18 protein-coding genes are annotated in these 18,726 nt (G+C 71.0%); 9 read left to right on the top strand and 9 right to left on the bottom strand.

The genetic code is table 11. From position 1 onward, the window contains the following. Nucleotides 1-7: 7 nt before the first annotated feature. Nucleotides 8-367: an NADH-quinone oxidoreductase subunit A gene (locus BW730_RS01265; RefSeq protein ID WP_077684719.1), complete on the bottom strand. Its 360-nt coding sequence runs from the start codon at nt 365-367 to the stop codon at nt 8-10. Nucleotides 368-386: 19 nt separating this feature from the next. Beyond that, complete coding sequence (locus BW730_RS01260) at nt 387-1,670, bottom strand: geranylgeranyl reductase family protein (protein WP_077684718.1); 1,284 nt, start codon at nt 1,668-1,670, stop codon at nt 387-389. 242 nt (nt 1,671-1,912) lie between these two features. On the opposite strand from BW730_RS01260, the gene BW730_RS01255 reads away from it, so the two are divergent. Continuing rightward, nucleotides 1,913-3,169 carry an isochorismate synthase gene (locus BW730_RS01255; RefSeq protein ID WP_077687472.1) on the top strand — a complete coding sequence of 419 codons (1,257 nt, stop codon included), beginning with the start codon at nt 1,913-1,915 and terminating at the stop codon, nt 3,167-3,169. A 53-nt stretch (nt 3,170-3,222) separates the two neighbouring features. Here BW730_RS01255 and BW730_RS01250 read toward each other — a convergent pair whose 3' ends face one another. Together BW730_RS01250 and BW730_RS01245 are read right to left on the bottom strand one after the other, a co-directional pair. Then, nucleotides 3,223-4,854, bottom strand: coding sequence for a DUF6297 family protein (locus tag BW730_RS01250; protein ID WP_077684717.1), 1,632 nt, complete (start codon nt 4,852-4,854; stop codon nt 3,223-3,225). Next, nucleotides 4,854-5,498, bottom strand: coding sequence for an ABC transporter ATP-binding protein (locus tag BW730_RS01245; RefSeq protein ID WP_145952670.1), 645 nt, complete (start codon nt 5,496-5,498; stop codon nt 4,854-4,856). Before BW730_RS01245 ends, BW730_RS01250 begins: the two co-directional genes overlap by 1 nt. A 63-nt stretch (nt 5,499-5,561) precedes the next feature. On the opposite strand from BW730_RS01245, the gene BW730_RS01240 reads away from it, so the two are divergent. Together BW730_RS01240 and BW730_RS01235 are read left to right on the top strand one after the other, a co-directional pair. Beyond that, nucleotides 5,562-6,260 (top strand): demethylmenaquinone methyltransferase, encoded by a 699-nt coding sequence (locus tag BW730_RS01240; protein ID WP_077684715.1) that lies wholly within the window; start codon nt 5,562-5,564, stop codon nt 6,258-6,260. Next, nucleotides 6,257-7,948, top strand: a complete 1,692-nt coding sequence (locus BW730_RS01235; protein WP_077684714.1) for a TM0106 family RecB-like putative nuclease — start codon at nt 6,257-6,259, stop codon at nt 7,946-7,948. Before BW730_RS01240 ends, BW730_RS01235 begins: the two co-directional genes overlap by 4 nt. 277 nt (nt 7,949-8,225) lie before the next feature. On the opposite strand, the gene menD is transcribed toward BW730_RS01235, so the two are convergent. Genes menD through BW730_RS01215 form a run of 4 tightly spaced genes read right to left on the bottom strand, consistent with a single transcriptional unit; the run spans nt 8,226 to nt 12,581 of the window. After that, nucleotides 8,226-9,755, bottom strand: a complete 1,530-nt coding sequence (gene menD, locus BW730_RS01230; protein WP_077684713.1) for a 2-succinyl-5-enolpyruvyl-6-hydroxy-3-cyclohexene-1-carboxylic-acid synthase — start codon at nt 9,753-9,755, stop codon at nt 8,226-8,228. Then, nucleotides 9,752-10,702, bottom strand: a complete 951-nt coding sequence (locus BW730_RS01225; RefSeq protein WP_077684712.1) for an o-succinylbenzoate synthase — start codon at nt 10,700-10,702, stop codon at nt 9,752-9,754. Before BW730_RS01225 ends, menD begins: the two co-directional genes overlap by 4 nt. Further along, on the bottom strand, nt 10,699-11,577 hold the full coding sequence (locus tag BW730_RS01220; RefSeq protein WP_077684711.1) for a 1,4-dihydroxy-2-naphthoate polyprenyltransferase: 879 nt from the start codon (nt 11,575-11,577) through the stop codon (nt 10,699-10,701). The genes BW730_RS01225 and BW730_RS01220 overlap by 4 nt, the downstream gene beginning before the upstream one ends. Next, complete coding sequence (locus BW730_RS01215) at nt 11,574-12,581, bottom strand: AMP-binding protein (protein WP_077684710.1); 1,008 nt, start codon at nt 12,579-12,581, stop codon at nt 11,574-11,576. Before BW730_RS01215 ends, BW730_RS01220 begins: the two co-directional genes overlap by 4 nt. 35 nt (nt 12,582-12,616) lie before the next feature. Here BW730_RS01215 and BW730_RS01210 point away from each other — a divergent pair, with 35 nt between their 5' ends. The 5 genes from BW730_RS01210 to BW730_RS01190 all read left to right on the top strand — a co-directional run bounded on the left by BW730_RS01210 (nt 12,617) and on the right by BW730_RS01190 (nt 16,143). Then, nucleotides 12,617-12,868: a PLD nuclease N-terminal domain-containing protein gene (locus tag BW730_RS01210; protein ID WP_077684709.1), complete on the top strand. Its 252-nt coding sequence runs from the start codon at nt 12,617-12,619 to the stop codon at nt 12,866-12,868. Nucleotides 12,869-12,949: 81 nt separating this feature from the next. Then, complete coding sequence (gene dhaL / locus BW730_RS01205) at nt 12,950-13,558, top strand: dihydroxyacetone kinase subunit DhaL (protein WP_226996968.1); 609 nt, start codon at nt 12,950-12,952, stop codon at nt 13,556-13,558. A gap of 40 nt (nt 13,559-13,598) precedes the next feature. After that, on the top strand, nt 13,599-14,417 hold the full coding sequence (locus tag BW730_RS01200) for a nucleotidyltransferase family protein (RefSeq protein WP_077684707.1): 819 nt from the start codon (nt 13,599-13,601) through the stop codon (nt 14,415-14,417). Next, nucleotides 14,414-15,601 carry a GHMP family kinase ATP-binding protein gene (locus BW730_RS01195; protein ID WP_226996967.1) on the top strand — a complete coding sequence of 396 codons (1,188 nt, stop codon included), beginning with the start codon at nt 14,414-14,416 and terminating at the stop codon, nt 15,599-15,601. The genes BW730_RS01200 and BW730_RS01195 overlap by 4 nt, the downstream gene beginning before the upstream one ends. Then, nucleotides 15,598-16,143 (top strand): NUDIX hydrolase, encoded by a 546-nt coding sequence (locus BW730_RS01190; protein WP_158522450.1) that lies wholly within the window; start codon nt 15,598-15,600, stop codon nt 16,141-16,143. The genes BW730_RS01195 and BW730_RS01190 overlap by 4 nt, the downstream gene beginning before the upstream one ends. A gap of 404 nt (nt 16,144-16,547) precedes the next feature. Here the strand turns inward: BW730_RS01190 and BW730_RS01185 are convergent, their stop codons facing one another. Beyond that, nucleotides 16,548-17,405, bottom strand: coding sequence for a hypothetical protein (locus tag BW730_RS01185; protein WP_145952669.1), 858 nt, complete (start codon nt 17,403-17,405; stop codon nt 16,548-16,550). Nucleotides 17,406-17,489: 84 nt separating this feature from the next. Between BW730_RS01185 and BW730_RS01180 the strand changes: the two genes are divergently transcribed. After that, on the top strand, nt 17,490-18,722 hold the full coding sequence (locus tag BW730_RS01180) for an MFS transporter (RefSeq protein WP_077684704.1): 1,233 nt from the start codon (nt 17,490-17,492) through the stop codon (nt 18,720-18,722). Nucleotides 18,723-18,726: the final 4 nt, after the last annotated feature.

Raw genomic sequence — 18,726 nt, 5'->3', positions numbered from 1 at the left:
TCCGAGATCAGTCCCAGTCCAGGCCGTTGCGGCGCAGGACGTAGAAGTAGGGGACGAAGAACAACACGATGAACACGATCATCGCGATGACGGCGAACATGCTCAACTGGTTGTAGGCGACGGCCCACGGCAGCAGGAACACGACCTCGATGTCGAAGACGATGAACATCATCGCGGTGATGTAGTACTTGACCGGGAAGCGACCGCCGCCGATGGGCTGCGGGGTCGGCTGGATGCCGCACTCGTAGCTGTCGTACTTGGCGCGGTTGTAGCGCCTCGGGCCAACCACGAGGCTCAGCCCCATGGAGACCAGGACGAACACTGTCGCCAGGATCACCATGCCCACGATGGGGATATAGGGATTCATCCTTAATCGTTCCTTCCGGTCAGGCCGACGGGGCGGCCTTGCACAGGGCGTTGATGATGCGGTCCATTGCGTCACCGCCGTGCGAGTCGGTGAGGTTGGCCAGGAGCTTCAGGACGAAGCGCATCAGCGTCTTGCGTGGCAGCCCGTAGCGGGTGCACAGATGCATGATGCGGGGGTCGCCGATCAGCTTCACGAAGATCGTGCCGAGGCGGTAGTACCCGCCGAGGCTGGCCTTCATCTGTTCGGGGTAGGCGCGCATGGCCTTCTCCGCGGAGGCGCTGCCGAAGCCGCGCGAGGATGCCTCTGCGATGGCCATGGCGGCGTACTCGGCCGCCTCCATCGCGTAGGCGATGCCTTCCCCGTTGAAGGGGTTGACCATGCCGCCCGCGTCGCCCACCAGGACGAGGCCGCGGCCGTAGTGCGGTTGGCGGTTGAACGCCATCGGCAGTGCAGCGCCCTGGATCTTGCCGACCATGTTCTGATCGCGGAAGCCCCACTCCTCGGGGGTGTGGTCGACCCAGCGCTTCAGCAGTGCCCGGTAGTCGGTCTGCCCGAACCCCTTGGAGGTGTTGAGGACTCCGAGGCCGACGTTGCTTGTGCCGTCGCCCATCCCGAAGACCCAGCCGTAACCGGGCATCAGGTTGGACTTGCCTCGCTCGCCGTCCCACAACTCGAGCCAGGACTCGAGGTAGTCGTCGTTGGTGCGGGGGCTCGTGTAGTAGGTGCGAACTGCAACGCCCATCGGGCGGTCGGAGCGCTTGTTGATGCCCATCGACACGGCGAGGCGTGAGGAGTTGCCGTCGGCCGCGACCACGATGGGGGCCTTGAAGGTGCGTCCGTCCTTCGTCGTGACCCCGGTGATCCGGCCGGTGCGGTCGTCGAGGACCGCGGCGTCGACGTTGGCGCCCTCGATCAGGTCGGCGCCGGCAGCGACGGCGTGGCGGGCGAGCATGTCGTCGAAGTCGGAGCGGGGGCGCACGAGGCCGTACGGCGGGAAGTCGGTCAGGTCGGGCCAGGGCAGTTCGAATGGCTCGGTGCGACCGCCGTAGACGCGCAGGCCCTTGTTGTGCAGCCAGCCGTTGGACTCGGAGGTGTCGATGCCGATGCGGGTCAGCGCGCGGGTCGCGCGCGGCGTCAGGCCGTCGCCGCACACCTTCTCGCGAGGGAAGTGCGACTTCTCAAGCAGCGTGACGCTCAGGCCATGACGCGCCAGATATGTGGCTGTCGATGAGCCGCCTGGACCTGCGCCGACTACGACAACGTCAGATTCGACGGCCGCGCCCTCGGGCTTGGCGAACGACATACACGCTCCTGGTCTCACACGTATCCGGATTCTCGGGTCAGTCTAAGGGTGGCCGGGTTTTTCGGCCAACCGACAACTCGCGATCCTAAACCCGATCTGACAAGGGATTCGGCATAACAATTAGTCACATATTACTTTCGTAATATATTGCGGGAAGTCAGGCCGGAGATGGGTGCCGCGACACCCGTCTCAACACGGGCCTCAGGTGGCTCCTTGGCCTGCCCACGGCTATGCTCGCGAGGGTGATTCTGGACTTCGGCAGCGCTCGGATGCGCGCCACGACCGTCGCCATCGACGACCCCGGTCCGTTGGAGGCGTTCCTGCCCGAGTCCGGTCCGTGCACCGCCTTCATCCGTAGGGGTGAGGGCTTCGTCGGGCTCGGTGAGGCGGCGCGGTTCGAGACCGACCGGTTGGAGGCGGCCGACGTCTGGTGGGATGAGATCTCCAACCAGATCGACCACGACTCAGAGATGCCGGGCGAGTTCGGAACCGGCCCGATCGCGGTCGGCTCGTTCACGTTCGACCCGGACCGCTCCGAGGACCGCTCGGTGCTCGTGATCCCGCGCATCATCATCGGCCGCCGCGGAGGCGTCTTCTGGATGACGAAGCTTGGCGCCGCGCGGGGCGACATGGCGCTGCCCGCCCGCCGCGAGCGCGTGGCCTCCCCCGTCAACCCGACCGCCGTCGGCGGCGCGATGGGCGAGGACATCTGGACGCGGATCGTTGGCGAGGTCGTCGACCTGATCCGCAACGACGAGGTCCACAAGGTGGTGCTCGCCCGCGACCTGATCGTCCGGGCCGACGAACCGCTCGACCTGCGCTACCTGCTCGACCGCCTGATCGAGAACTACCCGATGACATGGGCCTACCTGGTCGACGGGATGATCGGCGCCACCCCCGAACTTCTGCTGCGCAGGCAGGGCGGCCTTGTCACCTCGCGCGTGCTTGCAGGCACCGTGTGGCGCGAGGGCGACACCGTCGACCCGCTGCAACTTGCGGCCGAACTGGCCCGCTCCCAGAAGGACATCTCGGAGCACGAGTTCGCGGTGGCCTCGGTCGCGGAGGCGCTCGCGCCGTACTGCCAGGCCATGAACGTTCCCGAGGCGCCGTCGGTGCTGAAACTGCCAAACGTGATGCACCTGGCGACCGACATCACCGGCTCGGTCGGCCCCGACACCGGCGCGCTCGCGCTGGCCGCCGCGCTGCACCCGAGCGCCGCCGTGTGCGGCACGCCGACCCACCTGGCGCTCGACATCATCAGCGAACTCGAGTCGCTCGACCGCGGCCGCTACGCCGGCCCGGTCGGCTGGACGGACATGTACGGCGACGGCGAGTGGGCCATCGCGCTGCGGGGCGGCCAGGTGCGGCCGGAGACCCCGCAGGAGATCCAGTTGTTCGCCGGAGCGGGCATCGTCGCCGACTCCGACCCGAGCGTCGAACTGGCCGAGACGGGCGCAAAGCTCGTCCCGATGCTGCAGGCCCTCGGCCTCGACTCCTGAGGCCAGGGACGCGGAAACGGCCGCCCCGAAGGGCGGCCGTCTCACGGGTGTAGTCAGCGCTTCCGCTGAACCTGGATCTTCTCCTTGCCCGGGAGGGTGCCAGCGCGGCGCTGCTTCTCCTCCTCCTGCTGTCGCTTCAACTCCTCCTGCTGCTCCATCATCGACTCCTTGTCGAGGCCGGAACGCAGGAAGCCGAACGCGATCGCGGCGATCACCAGGGAGATCCACGGCGACCAACCGAACACGATCGGCAGCGTGACGAGCGCGACCATGTCGAAGCCCCGCAGCAGCGAGAACATGAGCCCTGGGGGCATCGCGCCGAAGCCGGTCGCCACGATCGGGCCGGAGTAGTCGGCGGGCTTGGCGGAGATCCACCGGACGGCCGCCAGGAAGCCGGCGATGCCGGTCACCAGGGCCGCGGAGGCCGCGTCGGTCGGGGCCGCCTTGATGCCGCCCGCGAGGCCGAGGAACGCCGGGAAGGCGGCGATCGCCCACAGCAGCGCGAGGATCGCGGGCACGACCATGGCGGCCGTCTTGATCTTGCTCGGGTCGAACGGGAAGCACCGCTGCAGGCCCTTGGTGCGGGTCAGCACGCGCAGCGAGTTCATGAACGGGATCAGCGCCGTCATCAGCACCAGCGCCGAGATCGGCGGGTTCAGTGCCGCGAGCCCGAGCGCCTGGATGGCGTACGGGACGATGACGGTGGCCGCGAGGATCAGCAGTGGGAGGGGTTGGCGCCACAACCGCTGCACGTCGCGCATGATCAGGGCCGTCGTTCCGAACCCGACGCCGCGGGTGGGGCTGACGTGGCCGCGCTGCTTCGACTTGCTCTCCACGAGGATGTCGCGGATCAGCGCGAACTCGAGCGCGAACGCGGCGCCCTGCAGGCCCGAGAGCAGCGAGCCGCCGGAGGTGACGCGCTGGCGTCGCACCCCTCGCAGCCGCAGGTAGGCGATGTAGCCCGCCACGAGCATCAGCACGAGGCCGACGCCCGCGACGATGAACGCGAGTTCGACCGACAGCGTGGTCAGCCCGCCGAGCGAGAACCAGCCCGCGGCGCCGCCCACCAGGGCGACGAGGGTCGCGATGGCGACCGCGCCGATCACCCACTGGACGGCGGTGATGATCCAGGTGCGGTCGAGCCCCTGCTCGGCGGCGGCGAAGGCCAGCAGCCCGGCCGACCCGAGCCCGCCCGCCAGCGCCCAGATGCCGATGGCGGCAAGCGGCGAGCCGGTCAGCGCCGCGATCAGCGCGCCGAGCAGGGCGCCCGCGACGAGCGCAAGGCTGATCGCCGCGACGAGGCGGCCCGCCAGGAGCTTGCGACGGTCGGTCGGGCCGTCCATCAGCCAGAACCCCTCAGCCGCGGAGGCGACGATGGGGCCGAACATCCGCGCGAGCACCAGGGTGGCGGCCAGGACGCCCGCGACGGCGGCCCAGGGCAGCAGCCCACGGGCCGCGAGGCAGCCGTCGGTGTCACAGACGGCGACGACCTGCTGCGCCTGCACGATCGAGGAGATGATCATGGCGCCGATCAGCACGATGCTGAACACCATCACGTAGCCGTCGGAGAGCACCTGGCCGAGGTTGCGGTCGGCGCGGCCCCGACGCCAGTCCTTCATCAGCAGCTTGAGCTGCTTCTCGTCGACGACGCCCATCTCGCCGAAGCGTGGGTCGGTGACGCTCATCAGGAACCCAGCCGGATCTGCCTCGCGCCGATCGCCTCGAGAAGCGATGGTTCGTGGCTGGCAAGCACGATGGCGAGCCCTCCGTCGATCTCGGCCTTCAGCCTGCGGCCGAGCCACGCGACGCCCTCGACGTCGAGGCGCTGCTCCGGCTCGTCGAGCACGAGCAGTCGGCGGGGCCGCACGAAGGCGGTCGCGAGCGCGAGGCGGCGACGCTGACCCGACGAAAGCGTGGAGGGCAACTGCCCGGCCTGCGCGACCAACTGCACCTCCTCCAGGACCTCGTCGACGAGCGCGTCGGGATCGGTGAGGCCATGCGCGCGGGCCAACAGGTCCAGGTGCTCGACGACCGAGAGGTCGGGGAAGAAGTCGAGGTCATCGATGACGGTCGCGACGTCGCGGCGGATGGCCGCGTTCGTCTCCGACACCTTGACCCCATCGACGGTCACGGACCCCTCGTCGGGGCGGTCGGCGCCGACGAGGCAGCGAAGCACCGTCGACTTACCCGCGCCGTTGCGCCCGGTCAGCGCGACGGCCTCTCCCTCGTGGACCTTCATGGAGAAGCCCTCCACGATCGTCACCGGGCCGTAGCCCTTCTTCAGTTTGTCCACTTGGAGGACGACGTCTTTCTTAGCCACGGGGTCCATTGTGGCCGATGGTCGAAACGAGTGGCGAACGCGACCGTCGGAACTCGACGCTAGGCTGGCCGAATGCAAAACCAGCGGGCTGGCCTCGACAAGCAACGCGCCGACGTCGCGGCGATGTTCGACGCAGTGGCGAAACGCTACGACCTGTTCAACTCGGTGCTCAGCCTCGGCCAGGTCTACGGCTGGCGCAAGGCAACCGTCGCCGCCGTCGACCCCCGCCCTGGGCAGCGCATCCTCGACCTCGCCGCTGGCACCGGCACCTCGTCGGCGGCGCTCGCCGAGACCGGCGCCTACGTGGTCGCAAGCGACATCTCGCTCGGCATGCTCGAGCAGGGCCGCCGCCAGCAGCCTGGCATCGACTTCGTCGCGGGCGATGCGCTCGCGCTGCCCTTCCCAGACGACACCTTCGACGCGGTGACCATCTCGTACGGTCTGCGCAACGTCGAGAACACCGAGGCCGCGCTCCGCGAGATGCTGCGCGTCACCAAGCCGGGCGGGCGCGTCGTCATCGCCGAGTTCTCCACGCCCACCAACAGGGCGTTCCGCTACGTCTACACCGACTACCTGGTGGCGGCGCTGCCCCGGATCGCGAAGCTGTCGAGCAACCCCGTCGCCTACGGCTACCTTGCCGAGTCGATCATGGCGTGGCCCGATCAGGCAGGTCTCGCCGACGTGATGGCGCGCGCGGGCTGGACCGACATCGGTTGGCAGAACCACGCCGGGGGAATCGTCGCGCTGCACCGCGGCTGGAAGGCTCAGTGACCCCCTTCGTGCTGGACGCCTACACGGCACGCAGTTGCCCGGTCAAGACGTTCAACACCTTCGACCCGACGCTTCCGGACCTGCCGCTCGACGAGTCGCTGCGCGAGTCGTTCCAGGGGGGCTCCGACTTCCGCGACGCCGTGCTCGGGCGGCTCGCCGACGGCGAGGGTGTCGTCGACCTGCGCGGTCTTGATGCGAGCTGGGACGAGCGGGTCGAGGCGTGCCTGGCCGCGCTTGGCTCGGGCGCGGCCGTCGTGATCGGTGGGGTCCTGCCGCTCGACCTCGACGGCCACCGCAGCGGCCGGCCCGATGCCCTCGTCAGGGGCGCCGACACCGAGGCGGGCGCGCCGGGATACTGGCCGCTGAAGGTCAAGCCGTACCGCGTCCGCGAGAAGCAGATGGGCGCCGACCTGATGCGCACCTCGACGCTCGAGGCACCGCGACTGCTGGCCCCGCTGATCGACGCACGGTACCGCGTCTACCGCGAGGGCGTGCTGCTGGAACTGGCCCACTACTGGCGACTGCTCGAGTCGTGCGGCTTCGCCTCGTCCGAGCCGCTCGCCGCGGTGGTCGGCGACGACCGGGCCGGCGACGCGGAGCCCACGCTCACCTGGGTCGACCTGACGACCAAGTTCATCCGCACCTACTCCAAGACCGCCGGACACAAACTGCGCTCCGCCCTGGAGCGCTACGACCACGAGCACCGGTTCCGCGTCTACGTCGCCGAACACGCCTCCGAGCGCACAGGCGTCGACGACCCGCCGCCGGTGGTGCGGCCGATCCGCGTCAAGGAGTGCGAGTGGTGCGCCTGGTGGCAGGTGTGTCGCCCGCAGATCGACGACGACGACCTGTCGCTTCGCATCTCCAAGGCCCCCCTCGATGTGAGGGAACTGCAGACGCTCCTGTCGCTCGGCATCAAGACGGTCGCCGAACTCGCGGAGGCGGACGTCGACGACCTGCTGCCCGGCTACCTGCCGCTGACCGCGCACCGGGACCGCTCGGAGCAGCGGCTCCGGCAGGCCGCGCGTCGCGCCAGGATGCTCGCCTCCGGGGTGGACCTGGAGCGGGTCAGCGTCGAGCCCATCGGGGTGCCGCGCTCGGCCGTCGAGGTGGACCTCGACATCGAGACCGCCGACGACGGCTCCGTGTACCTCTGGGGCGCGCTGCTGACCGACGCCGACGGGAGCCGGTTCGTCGGCTTCAGCGAGTTCGACCACATCTCGGGGGTCCGCGAGATCGACCTGGCGCGCCGCTTCTGCGCCTGGCTGCTCGACCTGGTCGCGGCGCACCCCGAGGTGAAGGTCTTCCACTACAGCGACTACGAGACGGTCCACCTGCAGCGGTTGGCCGAGCGGAGCGACGACCCGACGCTGCTCGCGGCGTGCGCGCTGATCCGTGACCACTTCGTCGACCTGTTCGGCTACGTGCGCGACAACTTCGTCGGGGTCGACGGCCTTGGCCTGAAGATCGTCGCGACGCGCGGCGCCGGCTTCTCCTGGCGGGACGAGGAGCCCGGCGGCCTGGCGTCGCAGACGTGGTTCAACGAGGCGGTCGACGGCGCCTCGGCCGAGGCGCGCGCGGCGGCCCGCGAGCGGGTGCTGGAGTACAACGAGGACGACGTGCGCGCAACGCTTGCCGTGCGCGACTGGCTGACGGCCTTCGACGACGCGGACCGCAACGCTGGTTGAGCCATGAAGGACGCGTCAGCGGACTTCATCGGTCGAAACCCACCCGCACCCGAAAGGCATCCCGAGCCCCAGCACCGGGCGCCAGAGGTTTCGACGCAGCCGCGGACGACTACGTCGCCGCGGCTGGCTCAACCAACGGCATGCTGGTTGAGCCATGAAGGACGCGCCAGCGGACTTCATCGGTCGAAACCCACCGGCACCCGAAGGCCGACCCGGCCTCAGCGGAATGGGCACGAGGTTTCGACCGATGAGACGACGCTCCGCGCCGTCTCATGGCTCAACCAGCGACGCGGGCGACGATGAACTCAGCGCTCCCCCGCAGCGCCGCCGACAGCGACTCCCGGTCCGTGACCGTGACCGACTCCCAGCCCAGCGCCGCCGCGACGCCCGCCAGGTCGACACCTTGCGGCGTCAGGAAGACCCGGTCGAAGCTCTCGGCGTACTCCGGGGCCCCCTGCTCAAGGCGGCGGAAGATGCTTCCTCCCCGGTCATCGGCGACGACGACCCGCAGGCGATCCGGCCACGGCTCGGACGGCGGCCGCACCAGGGCGCCGAGGTCGTGCTGGGTCGTCAGGTCGCCGAGCAGCACCGTCATGGGGCGACCCGAGGTCAGCGCCAGCCCCGTCGCCGAAGCGATGGTGCCGTCGATGCCGGCAAGCCCCCGGTTCGCGTAGACGTGCGGAGGGTTCGGGTTCAGCGGCGAAAGGTCGGCGGCCCGGATGATCGAACTCGACCCGAGCCACAGGTCCTCATCCGTTCCGAGCGAGGCGACCACCTCGTCGGCCACCGTCCGCTGCGTGAATCCGGGCCTGCGCTGTTCCTCGACGGGAGCCTGCCAGGCGGCGAGCCAGGAGGGGTCCTGGTCGGCGAGCAGCACCCGGTCGGCCACGATCGCGGCGCGGTGGCCGGGGTCGTGCCAGCGGGCCTGGTCCGTGACGACCACCAGTTCGATGTCTGGGCGGCCGATCAGGTCCGTGACGGGTCGGGTGAGCGTCGGGTGGCCGAACATGACGACCCGCTCGACCTGCGGGCCGAGGTCGGCGAGCAGGTGCCGGTATCCGGGGTTGGCGTTGGCGCCGACCCGCGCGTTCGACGACGGCTCGGCGAGCAGCGGCGCACCGCTCACCTCTGCCAGGGCACGCGCCTCGGCGCCGACCACGGGCGACGCGTCCCCGACGAGCACGACGGTGCGACGACCGTCCAGTTCGACGGATTCGTGTCCGGCCGAGCGCGCCACGGCGAACGGCCGCTCGACGGGCGGGGGCAACTCCCCCACCATCGGCGTCTCGAACTCCACGTTGACCTGCACGGCACCCGGCTGCCTGGTGCGGCGACCCTCGGCGAGCACCACGGCCCGCTGGATGCCCGCGGCCCACGCCTCCGGCGTCCCCGACTCGGACGACAGCCGGACGACGCCGAGCACCGAGGTCCCGAACAGGCCGACCTGCTCGCCGGTCTGGCTTGCGCCGGTGCCGACGTGGTGCGCCGGGCGATCGGCGGTCAGCAGGACGAGCGGCACCCCGGCGGTGGTTGTCTCCATGGCGGCGGGCACCAGGTTGGCGACCGCGGTGCCGGAGGTCGTGATGACGGCGACAGCGCGGCCAGAGCCCTTGGCAAGGCCGAGCGCGGTGAACGCGGCCACCCGTTCGTCGACGCGGACGTGCAGCCGAAGCGTCCCCGCCCGGTCGGCCCGGTCGACTGCGAGCGCGAGGGCCGCGGAGCGCGACCCGGGGGCGAGCACCACGTCGGTGACGCCGAGCCCCACCAGCGCGTCGACGATGGTCGAGCCAAGTTCGATGCTGCTCATCTGCGCCCCTCCACGATCCGGTTCACGCGCTCCCACCTGGCGAGCCAGAAGGCGGTCACGTCCTCGTCCGCTCGGCAGGCCTCCAGCAGCGCCGGGTCGACGGCGACGGGCCCAACGGGGAGCGTCCCGTCGACCGGCGCGAGCGGCGCGGCGGTGACGTCGGCCGCGAGGAGTCGCTGCGTCTCGAGCCCGCACGCGTACGGCAGGTCGGGAAGTGCGGCCGCGAGCGCGACGCCCGCGGCGAGCCCCACCGACGTCTCGACCGCCGAGGAGACGACGACGGGGAGCCCCAACTCGTCGGCGAGTCGCAGGCAGCGGGACACGCCGCCGAGGGGCTGCACCTTGATGATGGCGATGTCGGCCGCGCCTGCCCGCTTGACCCGCATCGGGTCCTCGGCGCGCCGGATCGACTCGTCCGCCGCGATCGGGACGCCAAGGTCCATGGCCCGCAGGGTGGCCAGTTCGTCGACGGAGGCGCAGGGCTGCTCGACGTACTCGAGGCCGAACGGCGCGAGTTCGGCGACGGCGACCCGCGCCTCCTCGAGGCTCCACCCGCCGTTCGCGTCGACCCGTAGCCGCGCCTCGGGAAGCGCGGCACGCACCGCGGCGACCCGGGCGACGTCGTCGTCGAGCCCGCTCCCAGGCCCTGCGACCTTGATCTTGACCGTGCGGCACCCGGACGCGACGGCGCGGGCGGCCGCGGCTTCGGGGTCGAGCGCTGGCACGATGCCGTTGACCTCGACGCGGTCACGCACCGGCGTCGGCGCTCCGAGGTCGGCCCATTCACGGGCGGCAAGCAGCCAGGCGGCCGCCTCGTCGTCGTCGTATTCGGGGAACGGGCTCCATTCCGACCAGCCGGCATCGCCCTCGAACAGGACTCCGCTGCGGCGCGTGATGCCGCGGAAGCCGACCGTCATGGGGATGTCGTAGACGAACGGGGCGCTCATCCGAGATAAACCCCGACGAGCAGGCCGAGGCCGAGCCCGATCTCGGCGAAGCCGGTGGACTGGATCACCGGGATCAGCCGCGGGCCCATCGCGCCGCCGAGGACGCGGCGCAGCGGGTCGATCAGCAGCAGCAGCGACAGTAGCGCGATCAGCGCGTACCACGTGGTGAGGGCCGCGAATCCGACGATGCCGAGCGCGGCCACCGCGCACAGCGCTGCGTAGAACCGTCGGGCGCCCGCGTCGCCGAGGCGGGCGGGGAGGGTGAGCTTGCCGGACTCGCGGTCGGTGGCGATGTCGCGGATGTTGTTGGCGACCAGGATCGCGCTGGCCAGGGCGCCGACGGCGGCGCCCGCGATCCAGGCGTGCAGGGGCGCCGAGTCGGCGATCACGTAGGTCGTGCCGACGGTGGCGACCAGCCCGAAGAACACGAAGACCATCAACTCGCCGAGCCCCAGGTATCCGTAGGGGCGCCTGCCTCCGGTGTAGAACCAGGCGGCCAGGATGCACAGCGCGCCGACGGCGAGCAGCCACCAGTGTCCGCTGAGCGCCACCACCGCGAGCCCTGTGAGGGCGCCGACGCCGAAGGACGCGAACGCCGCGGCCTTCACCGCGCGGGGGCTCGCCAGCCCGGAGGCGACCAGTCGGACGGGGCCGACGCGGTCGTCGTCGGTGCCGCGCACGCCGTCGGAGTAGTCGTTGGCGTAGTTGACGCCGACCTGGAGCGCGAGCGCGAGCACGAGGCACAGCAGCGCGATCAGCCAGTCGTGGTGGCCGAGCGCCGCGGCGCTCGCCGACCCGGCGAGGATCGGCGCGACGGCGGCTGGGAGGGTGCGGGGGCGTGCGCCCGCCACCCAGATGGCGAGGGTGTCGTTCATGGTTCGACCAACTGTAGGAGCTTTTCCCGGTCCGGCTTACCACCCAGGCCGCGCGGGAGCGGGTCGACGAGCACGACCTGCCGGGGCAGGCAGGCGGCGGGCAGGCCGGCCCTGAGCCGGTCGCGCCACTGCTCGAGGGACCCGGACGGGGCGAACAACACCACCCGCGCTCCCCACTCGGGGTCGTCGACGGCGAGCACCGCGGTGTCGGGGTCCAGCCGGGCGGCCGCGGCGCGCACCGCCGCGAGGTCGACGTTGACGCCGCCGGAGATGACGACGTCGTCGACGCGGCCGTCGATCACCAGGACTCCGTCCTCCCAGTGCGCCCGGTCGCGGGTCAGGACGGCGCCGTCGACCAGGGTCGCCGCGGTCAGTTCCGGGCGACCGAGGTAGCCGTCGAAGACGCTCGGCCCGGCGATCGCGACGCGGCCCAACTCCCCCAACCGGACGTCGACGCCGGGCAGCGGCACCCCGTCCCAGACGACGCCCCCGCACGTCTCGCTCATGCCATAGGTCTCGATGACCCGGATCCCCGCGCGTCTGGCCCTGTCGCGCAGGTCGGGCCGCAGCGCGGCGCCCCCGACGAGTACCGCGTCGAACCGGGCGAGCGCGCCCGCAACGTCGGGCTGCTCCAGCGCGCGGTAGAGCTGGGTGCCGACGATCGAGACGCAGTCGCCCTCGCCGCTGGGGCGAAGCGACGCGAGGCTCGGGTCCGCGGCGACCACGCCGTCGCCGAGCAGCCCCCGCACGAGCACCATGAGGCCCGCGACGTAGCGCGGTGAGAGGGTGAGGTGCCAGCGCCCCGCAAAGCCGAGCCGCTCGGCGGAGGAGAGCGCCGCGGCGACCAGGGCCTCACGGCCGAGGACGACGAGCTTGGCGTCGCCGCTCGATCCGGAGGTGGCGACCACGACGGTGCCCTCCGGCGCCGTCGAATCCCCGTCGGCGAGCCACAGCCCGGGGCCGCCGTCGAGGAAGCGGGCCACCGACGTTGCCAGATCCTGCATCGGGCCAGCTTATCGACGGGGCGTAGACTGTCGGCATGCCTCGGGTCCTGCTCATCATCGCTGTGGTGATGCTCACCGTGTACTGCGTCGTGGAGGTCGCGCAGTCACGGGGCTACCGGGTGCGCTCCATGCCCCGATGGCTGTGGGCGTTCGCCGTGATCTGCGTCCCCGTCATCGGCCCGATCTCCTGGCTCTTCCTGGGCCGCCCCGTCAAGGAAACGCGGCAACTGCCGCCCACCGCAAAGGCTCCTGACGACGACGAAGACTTCCTGCGCGGCCTCCGCTGATCGAAGCTTGACAGCCCACACGTGGGGCTGTGGGAAACTTGACCTCGGAAAGAGGGAGGTCGCCCGGCTATGGCTAATGGCGTGACGGCAGTACTTGAGTGGCTGCGCGAGTGCGCTCGCGAGTTCGACGAACGGCTCGATGAGCTCAACGATCTGGATCGCGTCCTGGGCGACGGCGACCACGGCACCAACATGCGGCGCGGCTTCGCGGCCGCCGAATCCCTGCAACTCTCCGAGAACGCGCGCGCCTTCGAGGCGCTCCGCCAGGTCGGCATGGCGCTGGTCAGCAACGTCGGCGGCGCCTCCGGGCCCCTGTTCGGCACGTTCCTGCTGCGCGCCGGGGCGAACTGGCCGTCGCCGCCGAGCACGGCAGGCGTCGCCATCGCGGTGCGCCAGGGCCTCAACGGCGTCGTCGCACGCGGGAAGGCCGACGCGGGAGACAAGACCATGGTCGACGCGCTGATCCCGGCCGCCGAGTCGCTCGAGGCCTCCGCCCGCAACGGCGAGGACCTGCAGACGGCGCTCGCGAAGGCGGCCGACGCCGCTGAGGCGGGCCGCGACGCGACGGCGGGCATGGTCGCCAAGCGCGGCCGGGCGCACCTTCGCGCGGACGAGTCGGTCGGCGTCCTCGACCCGGGCGCGGTGTCGATGAGCATCATTCTGCGCACCGCCGCTCAGCACATTTCGTAGCTTTTTCGGCGCTCCGGTGCGTGGGCAATAGCCTGGTGTCATGAGCTTCCAGGCACCCCACAAAGCCGTCATCCTGGCCCGCGGGCTCGGGTCCCGCATGCGTAAGGAGGCTGAGGGCGTCGCCCTCAGCGATGAGCAGACCAAGGCGGCAGACGCCGGCGTGAAGGCGATGATCTCGGTCGGTCGCCCGTTCCTCGACCACGTGATCAGCGCCCTGGCCGACGCAGGCTTCACCGACATCTGCCTGGTGATCGGCCCCGAGCACGACCTGATCCGCGACTACTACGACACCGTCGAGAAGTCCCGCGTCACCATCTCCTACGCGATCCAGGAGGTGCCGCTCGGCACCGCGAACGCCGTGCTGTCGGCCGAGGAGTTCGCGGGCGACGACCGCGTGCTCGTCATCAACTCGGACAACTACTACCCGGCCGAGGCGCTCGACCTGCTCAAGGACGTGCCCGGCTCCGCGCTCGTCGGCTTCACCCGCGAGGGGATGCTGACGCGCTCCAACATCGCCGCTGACCGACTCGCGGCCTTCGCGCTCGCCACCGCAGACGCCGAGGGCAACCTCGACGAACTGGTCGAGAAGCCCGACGAGGCCACCGCCGCCCGACTGGGCGCGGACGCCGTCATCTCGATGAACTGCTGGCTGTGCACGCCCGCGATCTTCGCCGCGGCGAAGGCCATCCCGCCGTCGGCGCGCGGCGAGTACGAGATCACCGACGCAGTCCGCCAGGCCATCGCAGACGGCGACCCGTACCGCGTGGTGCGCGCCGACGTCGGCGTGCTCGACATGAGCAACCGCGGCGACATCGCATCGGTCGTCGACGCGCTCGGCGACAGCGAGGTCGTCCTGTGAAGTGGTTCGTCCCCGGTCGCCTCGAGGTGCTGGGTAAGCACACCGACTACATGGGCGGCCGCTCGCTGCTGGCCGCCGTCGACCGCGGCATCACCATCGAGGTGACCGACTCCGACGCGGGCTTCGTCGCCTCCACGACGGCGCTGCCCGGCGAGATCAGGCTCGAGCCGGGCACCGACCCCGGCCTGCCAGGCGGCCACTGGGGCAATTACGTCCAGGCGGTCCTCGACCGCCTCGCCTCCAACTTCGGCGACCTGCGGTCCGCGCGGATCGTGATCGACTCCGACCTCCCGCTAGCGTCGGGCATGAGTTCGTCGTCCGCGCTCGTCGTCGCGGTCGCGCTCGCCCTTGCCGACCACAACGGCCTGCGGGAACGCGAGGAATGGACGTCGAACATCTCCGACGACGTCGACCTGGCCGGCTACATGGCCACCATGGAGAACGGCCTGACGTTCGGCACGCTGGAGGGCCTGAAGGGCGTCGGAACCTTCGGCGGGTCCGAGGACCACACCGCGATGCTGTGCTGCCACCCGGGCAAGCTCACCGAGTTCACGTTCTGCCCGATCGTCGAGGGCGAATCGGTCGACCTGCCCGAGGACCTGACGTTCGTGGTCGCCGTCTCCGGCGTGCTCGCCGAGAAGACCGGCGCCGCGCTTGAGCACTACAACTCGCTGTCTGCCAACGCGCGCGAGATCGTCGAGGCGTGGAACGACGCGACGGGCAGCGAGGACGCGGTGGTCGCCGACGCGCTCGCCAGCGACGAGGACGCCCTCGAGGGCCTGCGGGCGGTGACGGCGCACGACCCGTCGCTGAGCAGGCGGCTGAGCGCGTTCGTGACCGAGTCTGAGGTCGTCATCCCCCGCGCCGTCGCGGCTCTGCGGGCCGGCGATCTGGCGGCCTTCGGCGCCGCGGCCGACGAGTCGCACCGCAACGCCGCCGACGTGCTCGGCAACCAGGTTCCCGAGACCAACCGACTGCAGGCGCTCGCCCGCGAACTCGGCGCGATCGCCTCGGCGGGCTTCGGCGCCGGGTTCGGCGGCTCCGTGTGGGCACTCGTCCCGGTCGCGGACGCGCAGGCCTTCGGCGACCGCTGGTTGACGGCCTACCTCGCCGAGTTCCCCGAGGTCGCACAGACCGCGTCGATCGTCGTCACCCGCCCCGGCGGGCCGGCGCGTCGCCTGTGAGCGCACTGACCGACCTCGACCGCCTGCTGGCCGCCTGGACCCCGTCCGAGGATCAGCAGGCGGTCCTGCTTGAGCGCTACGTGCGTTTCGCCGCCGAGCACGGGAAGGCGTCGCTGGAGAAGTCGGGCGGGCCGGTGCACTTCACGGCCAGCCTGATCCCGTTCGACGAGGACCTCACGCGCGTGCTGCTGGTGTTCCACGCGAAGGCGCAGCGCTGGCTGCAGCCCGGCGGGCACGTAGAGGCCGACGACCCGACCGTCGAGGCCGCCGCGCGGCGCGAGGGTCGCGAGGAGTGCGGGGTGCCGGTCGACGGCGCACTGGTGCCCGCGCAGTTGGACGCGCACGAGTTGGGCGGCAGGTTCACCTGCCGCGAGCACCTGGACATCCGCTTCGCGACGAGGGTCCCCTCGGACGCGGTGCCGCACGTGTCGGACGAGTCCGAGGACGTCCGCTGGTTCGCGGTCGACGACCCGGTGGTCCGCGCCGAGGTCGGCGCCCTGGTCGCAGCGGGCCTTGCCGCCCTGAGATCCGCCGCTGGTTGAGCCATGAGGGACGCGCCAGCGGACCTCATCGGGTTCGCTGGTTGAGCCATGAGGGACGCGCTAGCGGACCTCATCGGTCGAAACCCCCGCACCCAAAAGCCCAAGCCGAGTCCCGACACCGGGCGCCAGAGGTTTCGACGCAGCAGCAGGCGACTACGTCGCCGCGGCTGGCTCAACCAACGGGTCACAGCACCGGATGCCAGAGGTTTCGACGCAGCAGCAGGCGACTTCGTCGCCGCGGCTGGCTCAACCAACGGGGTCCCAGCTCCGGACGCCAGAGGTTTCGACCGATGAGGCGACGCTCCGCGCGCCTCATGGCTCAACCAACGAGGTCCCAGCACCGGCGCCACAGGTTTCGACGCAGCAGCAGGCGACTTCGTCGCCGCAGCTGGATCAACCAGCCCTCAGGGGCGCAGGATCGGGCGGACCAACTCCTCGACGCTGACGCCCCGACGCTCCGCCTCGGCGACCAGCGCCTGTGCGACCCCCTCCGGCAGCGCACCCTCCGCGCGACTCTGGTCGGGAAGCAGGATCGACAGCACAGGCACCACGATCGCGCCGAGGGTCGCAAGGATGGCGAGCACGCCGAGTAGGCGCGGCACCACGTCGTTGTCCCAGTTCTCGAACCAGATCATGAACCACACCACCAGCAGCACCGCGACGAACAGCCCCAACGTCGCCCGCAGCCCCCACCGCACGACGGGGCGGCGCCGGTCGGACAGCAGCAAGAGCAGCGACGCGAACGACCAGGCCACCGTCAGCGATAGCACCGTCCACAGCACCTGGTAGACGGCGTCGTTGAACGAGAAGCTCACCCACACCAGGAACACCGTGTACGCGGCCGACGCGACGGCCACGAGGGCGCCGATCAGGCCGAAGAGTTCCAGCCTCCGCCCCACGAGCGCCACGCAGCACAGCGCCCCGATGCTGTAGGCCCCGATGACGGCGGTGGTGATGAGGACCTTGCTCGCCGTCTCCCCGAGGCTACCGACGATCAGCGTCGCGATCCCGAGGATCGCGGCGATCCCGAAGGCCACCACCACTACCCCGACGAGGACCCGACGCAGCGCCGCGGTGCGACTGCGCGCGGAAGCCTGAGCGGGCGGTCGGCTCTCGCCGGGAGGGCCGGCTTGGGTGGGAGCGCCAGCAAGATGGGGCGGCCCGGCCTGAGCGGGCCGAACCTGAGCGGAACCGCCCGCGGGGTTGGGCCGACGGGCCGGGGTGGGCTGGCCGATCGGGTCGGGCGGCGGTGCGGTGACCATGCGTCCTCCATCTGCCGTCGTTGGCTCTCCCGGGAGCCTACGCGTCAGACGGGGCCTGCCCCGGTATTCCGGAACAATGGCGCCATGGCCGCTGGCGCGTTTCCCCGCTTCTGGGCCGCAGCGACGATCTCCTCGTTCGGCTCCGCGGTCAGCGGCGTCGCGCTTCCGGTGCTTCTTGTGCAGGTTCTGGACGCCTCCGCGACCGAGGTGGGCCTGGTCAACGCGGCCCAGTTCGTGCCATACGCGGTGCTCGGGCTGATCGCGGGCGTCTACGTCGACCGGTGGCGGCGCAGGCCGGTGCTGGTCGTCACGAGCCTCGGCCGGGCGTTCTGCCTCGCGCTGATCCCGCTGCTCTGGCTCGCGGGCGGACTGCATGCCTGGTCGCTTGCCCTGTTGCTGATCGGCTTCGGCGCCTTCTCGGTGTTCGGGTTCGCCGCGTCCCAGTCGATCCTGCCGAGCCTTGTCCCCCGCTCGGAACTGGTGCGGGCCAACGCCCGTCTCGACCAGAGCGACACCGCGGCCCAGACCGCTGGCCCGCTCGTCGGGGGCGGCCTCGTCGGCCTGTTCGGCGCGCCCATCGCGATCGCCGTCGACGCGGCCAGTTACGTCGTCGACGCGTTCCTCAACGCTGGCCTGCGCGTCGACGAGGCGCGATCCGTCGACGCCAAGCGCCCGCGTCTGGTCGCCCAACTGCGCGAGGGCTTCGGGTGGACCTATCGGCACGCGACGCTCGGCCCGCTCGCCGTCTCCACCCACGTCTGGTTCCTCGCGAGTTCCGCGAGCGGCACCGTCCTCAGCCTGATCGCGCTGCGAACGCTTGGCTTATCGCCGTTGGTGTTCAGCCTCCTCATCGCCGGAGGCGGGGTGACGGGCCTGCTCGGCGCGTCGCTCGCCCCTGCCGTGGGTCGGCGCCTCGGCCCGGGCCCGACGATCATCGGTGCCCGCCTGCTGTACGCCGTCACGTGGCTGATCGTCGCGCTGACCATGGGCACGCCGGCAGCGGTCCCCGCCCTGTTCGTCGCGCTCGCGTTGCACGGGCTGGCCGCCGGGATCGAGAACTCCAACGAGATGGGCTACTGGCAGGCGTTGACGCCCGACCGGCTGCTGGGGAGGGTCAACGGGACGAGGCGATCCATCAACCGGACCGTGGCCGTGCTCGGCTCTGCGCTCGGGGGCGTCTGCCTCACTCTGATCGGCGACCGCGGCACGCTGCTCGGCATCGTCGCGGTATTTGCCGTGGCCACTGCGATCGTCGCGCTCTCACCGCTGCGGCTACAGGGGAGGCGCTGGGACCCCGAAGCCCCTTCCGAGGCCTGAGAGG

Source organism: Tessaracoccus aquimaris (assembly GCF_001997345.1).
Taxonomy (GTDB): Bacteria; Actinomycetota; Actinomycetes; order Propionibacteriales; family Propionibacteriaceae; genus Arachnia; species Arachnia aquimaris.
This window is presented reverse-complemented; position numbering and strand designations above follow the sequence as displayed.

Coding starts and splice junctions, on each gene's coding strand:
- BW730_RS01265 (WP_077684719.1), bottom strand. CDS start 367: ATGAATCCCTATATCCCCATCGTGGGCATGGTGATCCTGGCGACAGTG.
- BW730_RS01260 (WP_077684718.1), bottom strand. CDS start 1,670: ATGTCGTTCGCCAAGCCCGAGGGCGCGGCCGTCGAATCTGACGTTGTC.
- BW730_RS01250 (WP_077684717.1), bottom strand. CDS start 4,854: ATGAGCGTCACCGACCCACGCTTCGGCGAGATGGGCGTCGTCGACGAG.
- BW730_RS01245 (WP_145952670.1), bottom strand. CDS start 5,498: ATGGACCCCGTGGCTAAGAAAGACGTCGTCCTCCAAGTGGACAAACTG.
- BW730_RS01240 (WP_077684715.1), top strand. CDS start 5,562: ATGCAAAACCAGCGGGCTGGCCTCGACAAGCAACGCGCCGACGTCGCG.
- menD (WP_077684713.1), bottom strand. CDS start 9,755: ATGAGCAGCATCGAACTTGGCTCGACCATCGTCGACGCGCTGGTGGGG.
- BW730_RS01225 (WP_077684712.1), bottom strand. CDS start 10,702: ATGAGCGCCCCGTTCGTCTACGACATCCCCATGACGGTCGGCTTCCGC.
- BW730_RS01220 (WP_077684711.1), bottom strand. CDS start 11,577: ATGAACGACACCCTCGCCATCTGGGTGGCGGGCGCACGCCCCCGCACC.
- BW730_RS01215 (WP_077684710.1), bottom strand. CDS start 12,581: ATGCAGGATCTGGCAACGTCGGTGGCCCGCTTCCTCGACGGCGGCCCC.
- BW730_RS01210 (WP_077684709.1), top strand. CDS start 12,617: ATGCCTCGGGTCCTGCTCATCATCGCTGTGGTGATGCTCACCGTGTAC.
- BW730_RS01200 (WP_077684707.1), top strand. CDS start 13,599: ATGAGCTTCCAGGCACCCCACAAAGCCGTCATCCTGGCCCGCGGGCTC.
- BW730_RS01185 (WP_145952669.1), bottom strand. CDS start 17,405: ATGGTCACCGCACCGCCGCCCGACCCGATCGGCCAGCCCACCCCGGCC.
- BW730_RS01180 (WP_077684704.1), top strand. CDS start 17,490: ATGGCCGCTGGCGCGTTTCCCCGCTTCTGGGCCGCAGCGACGATCTCC.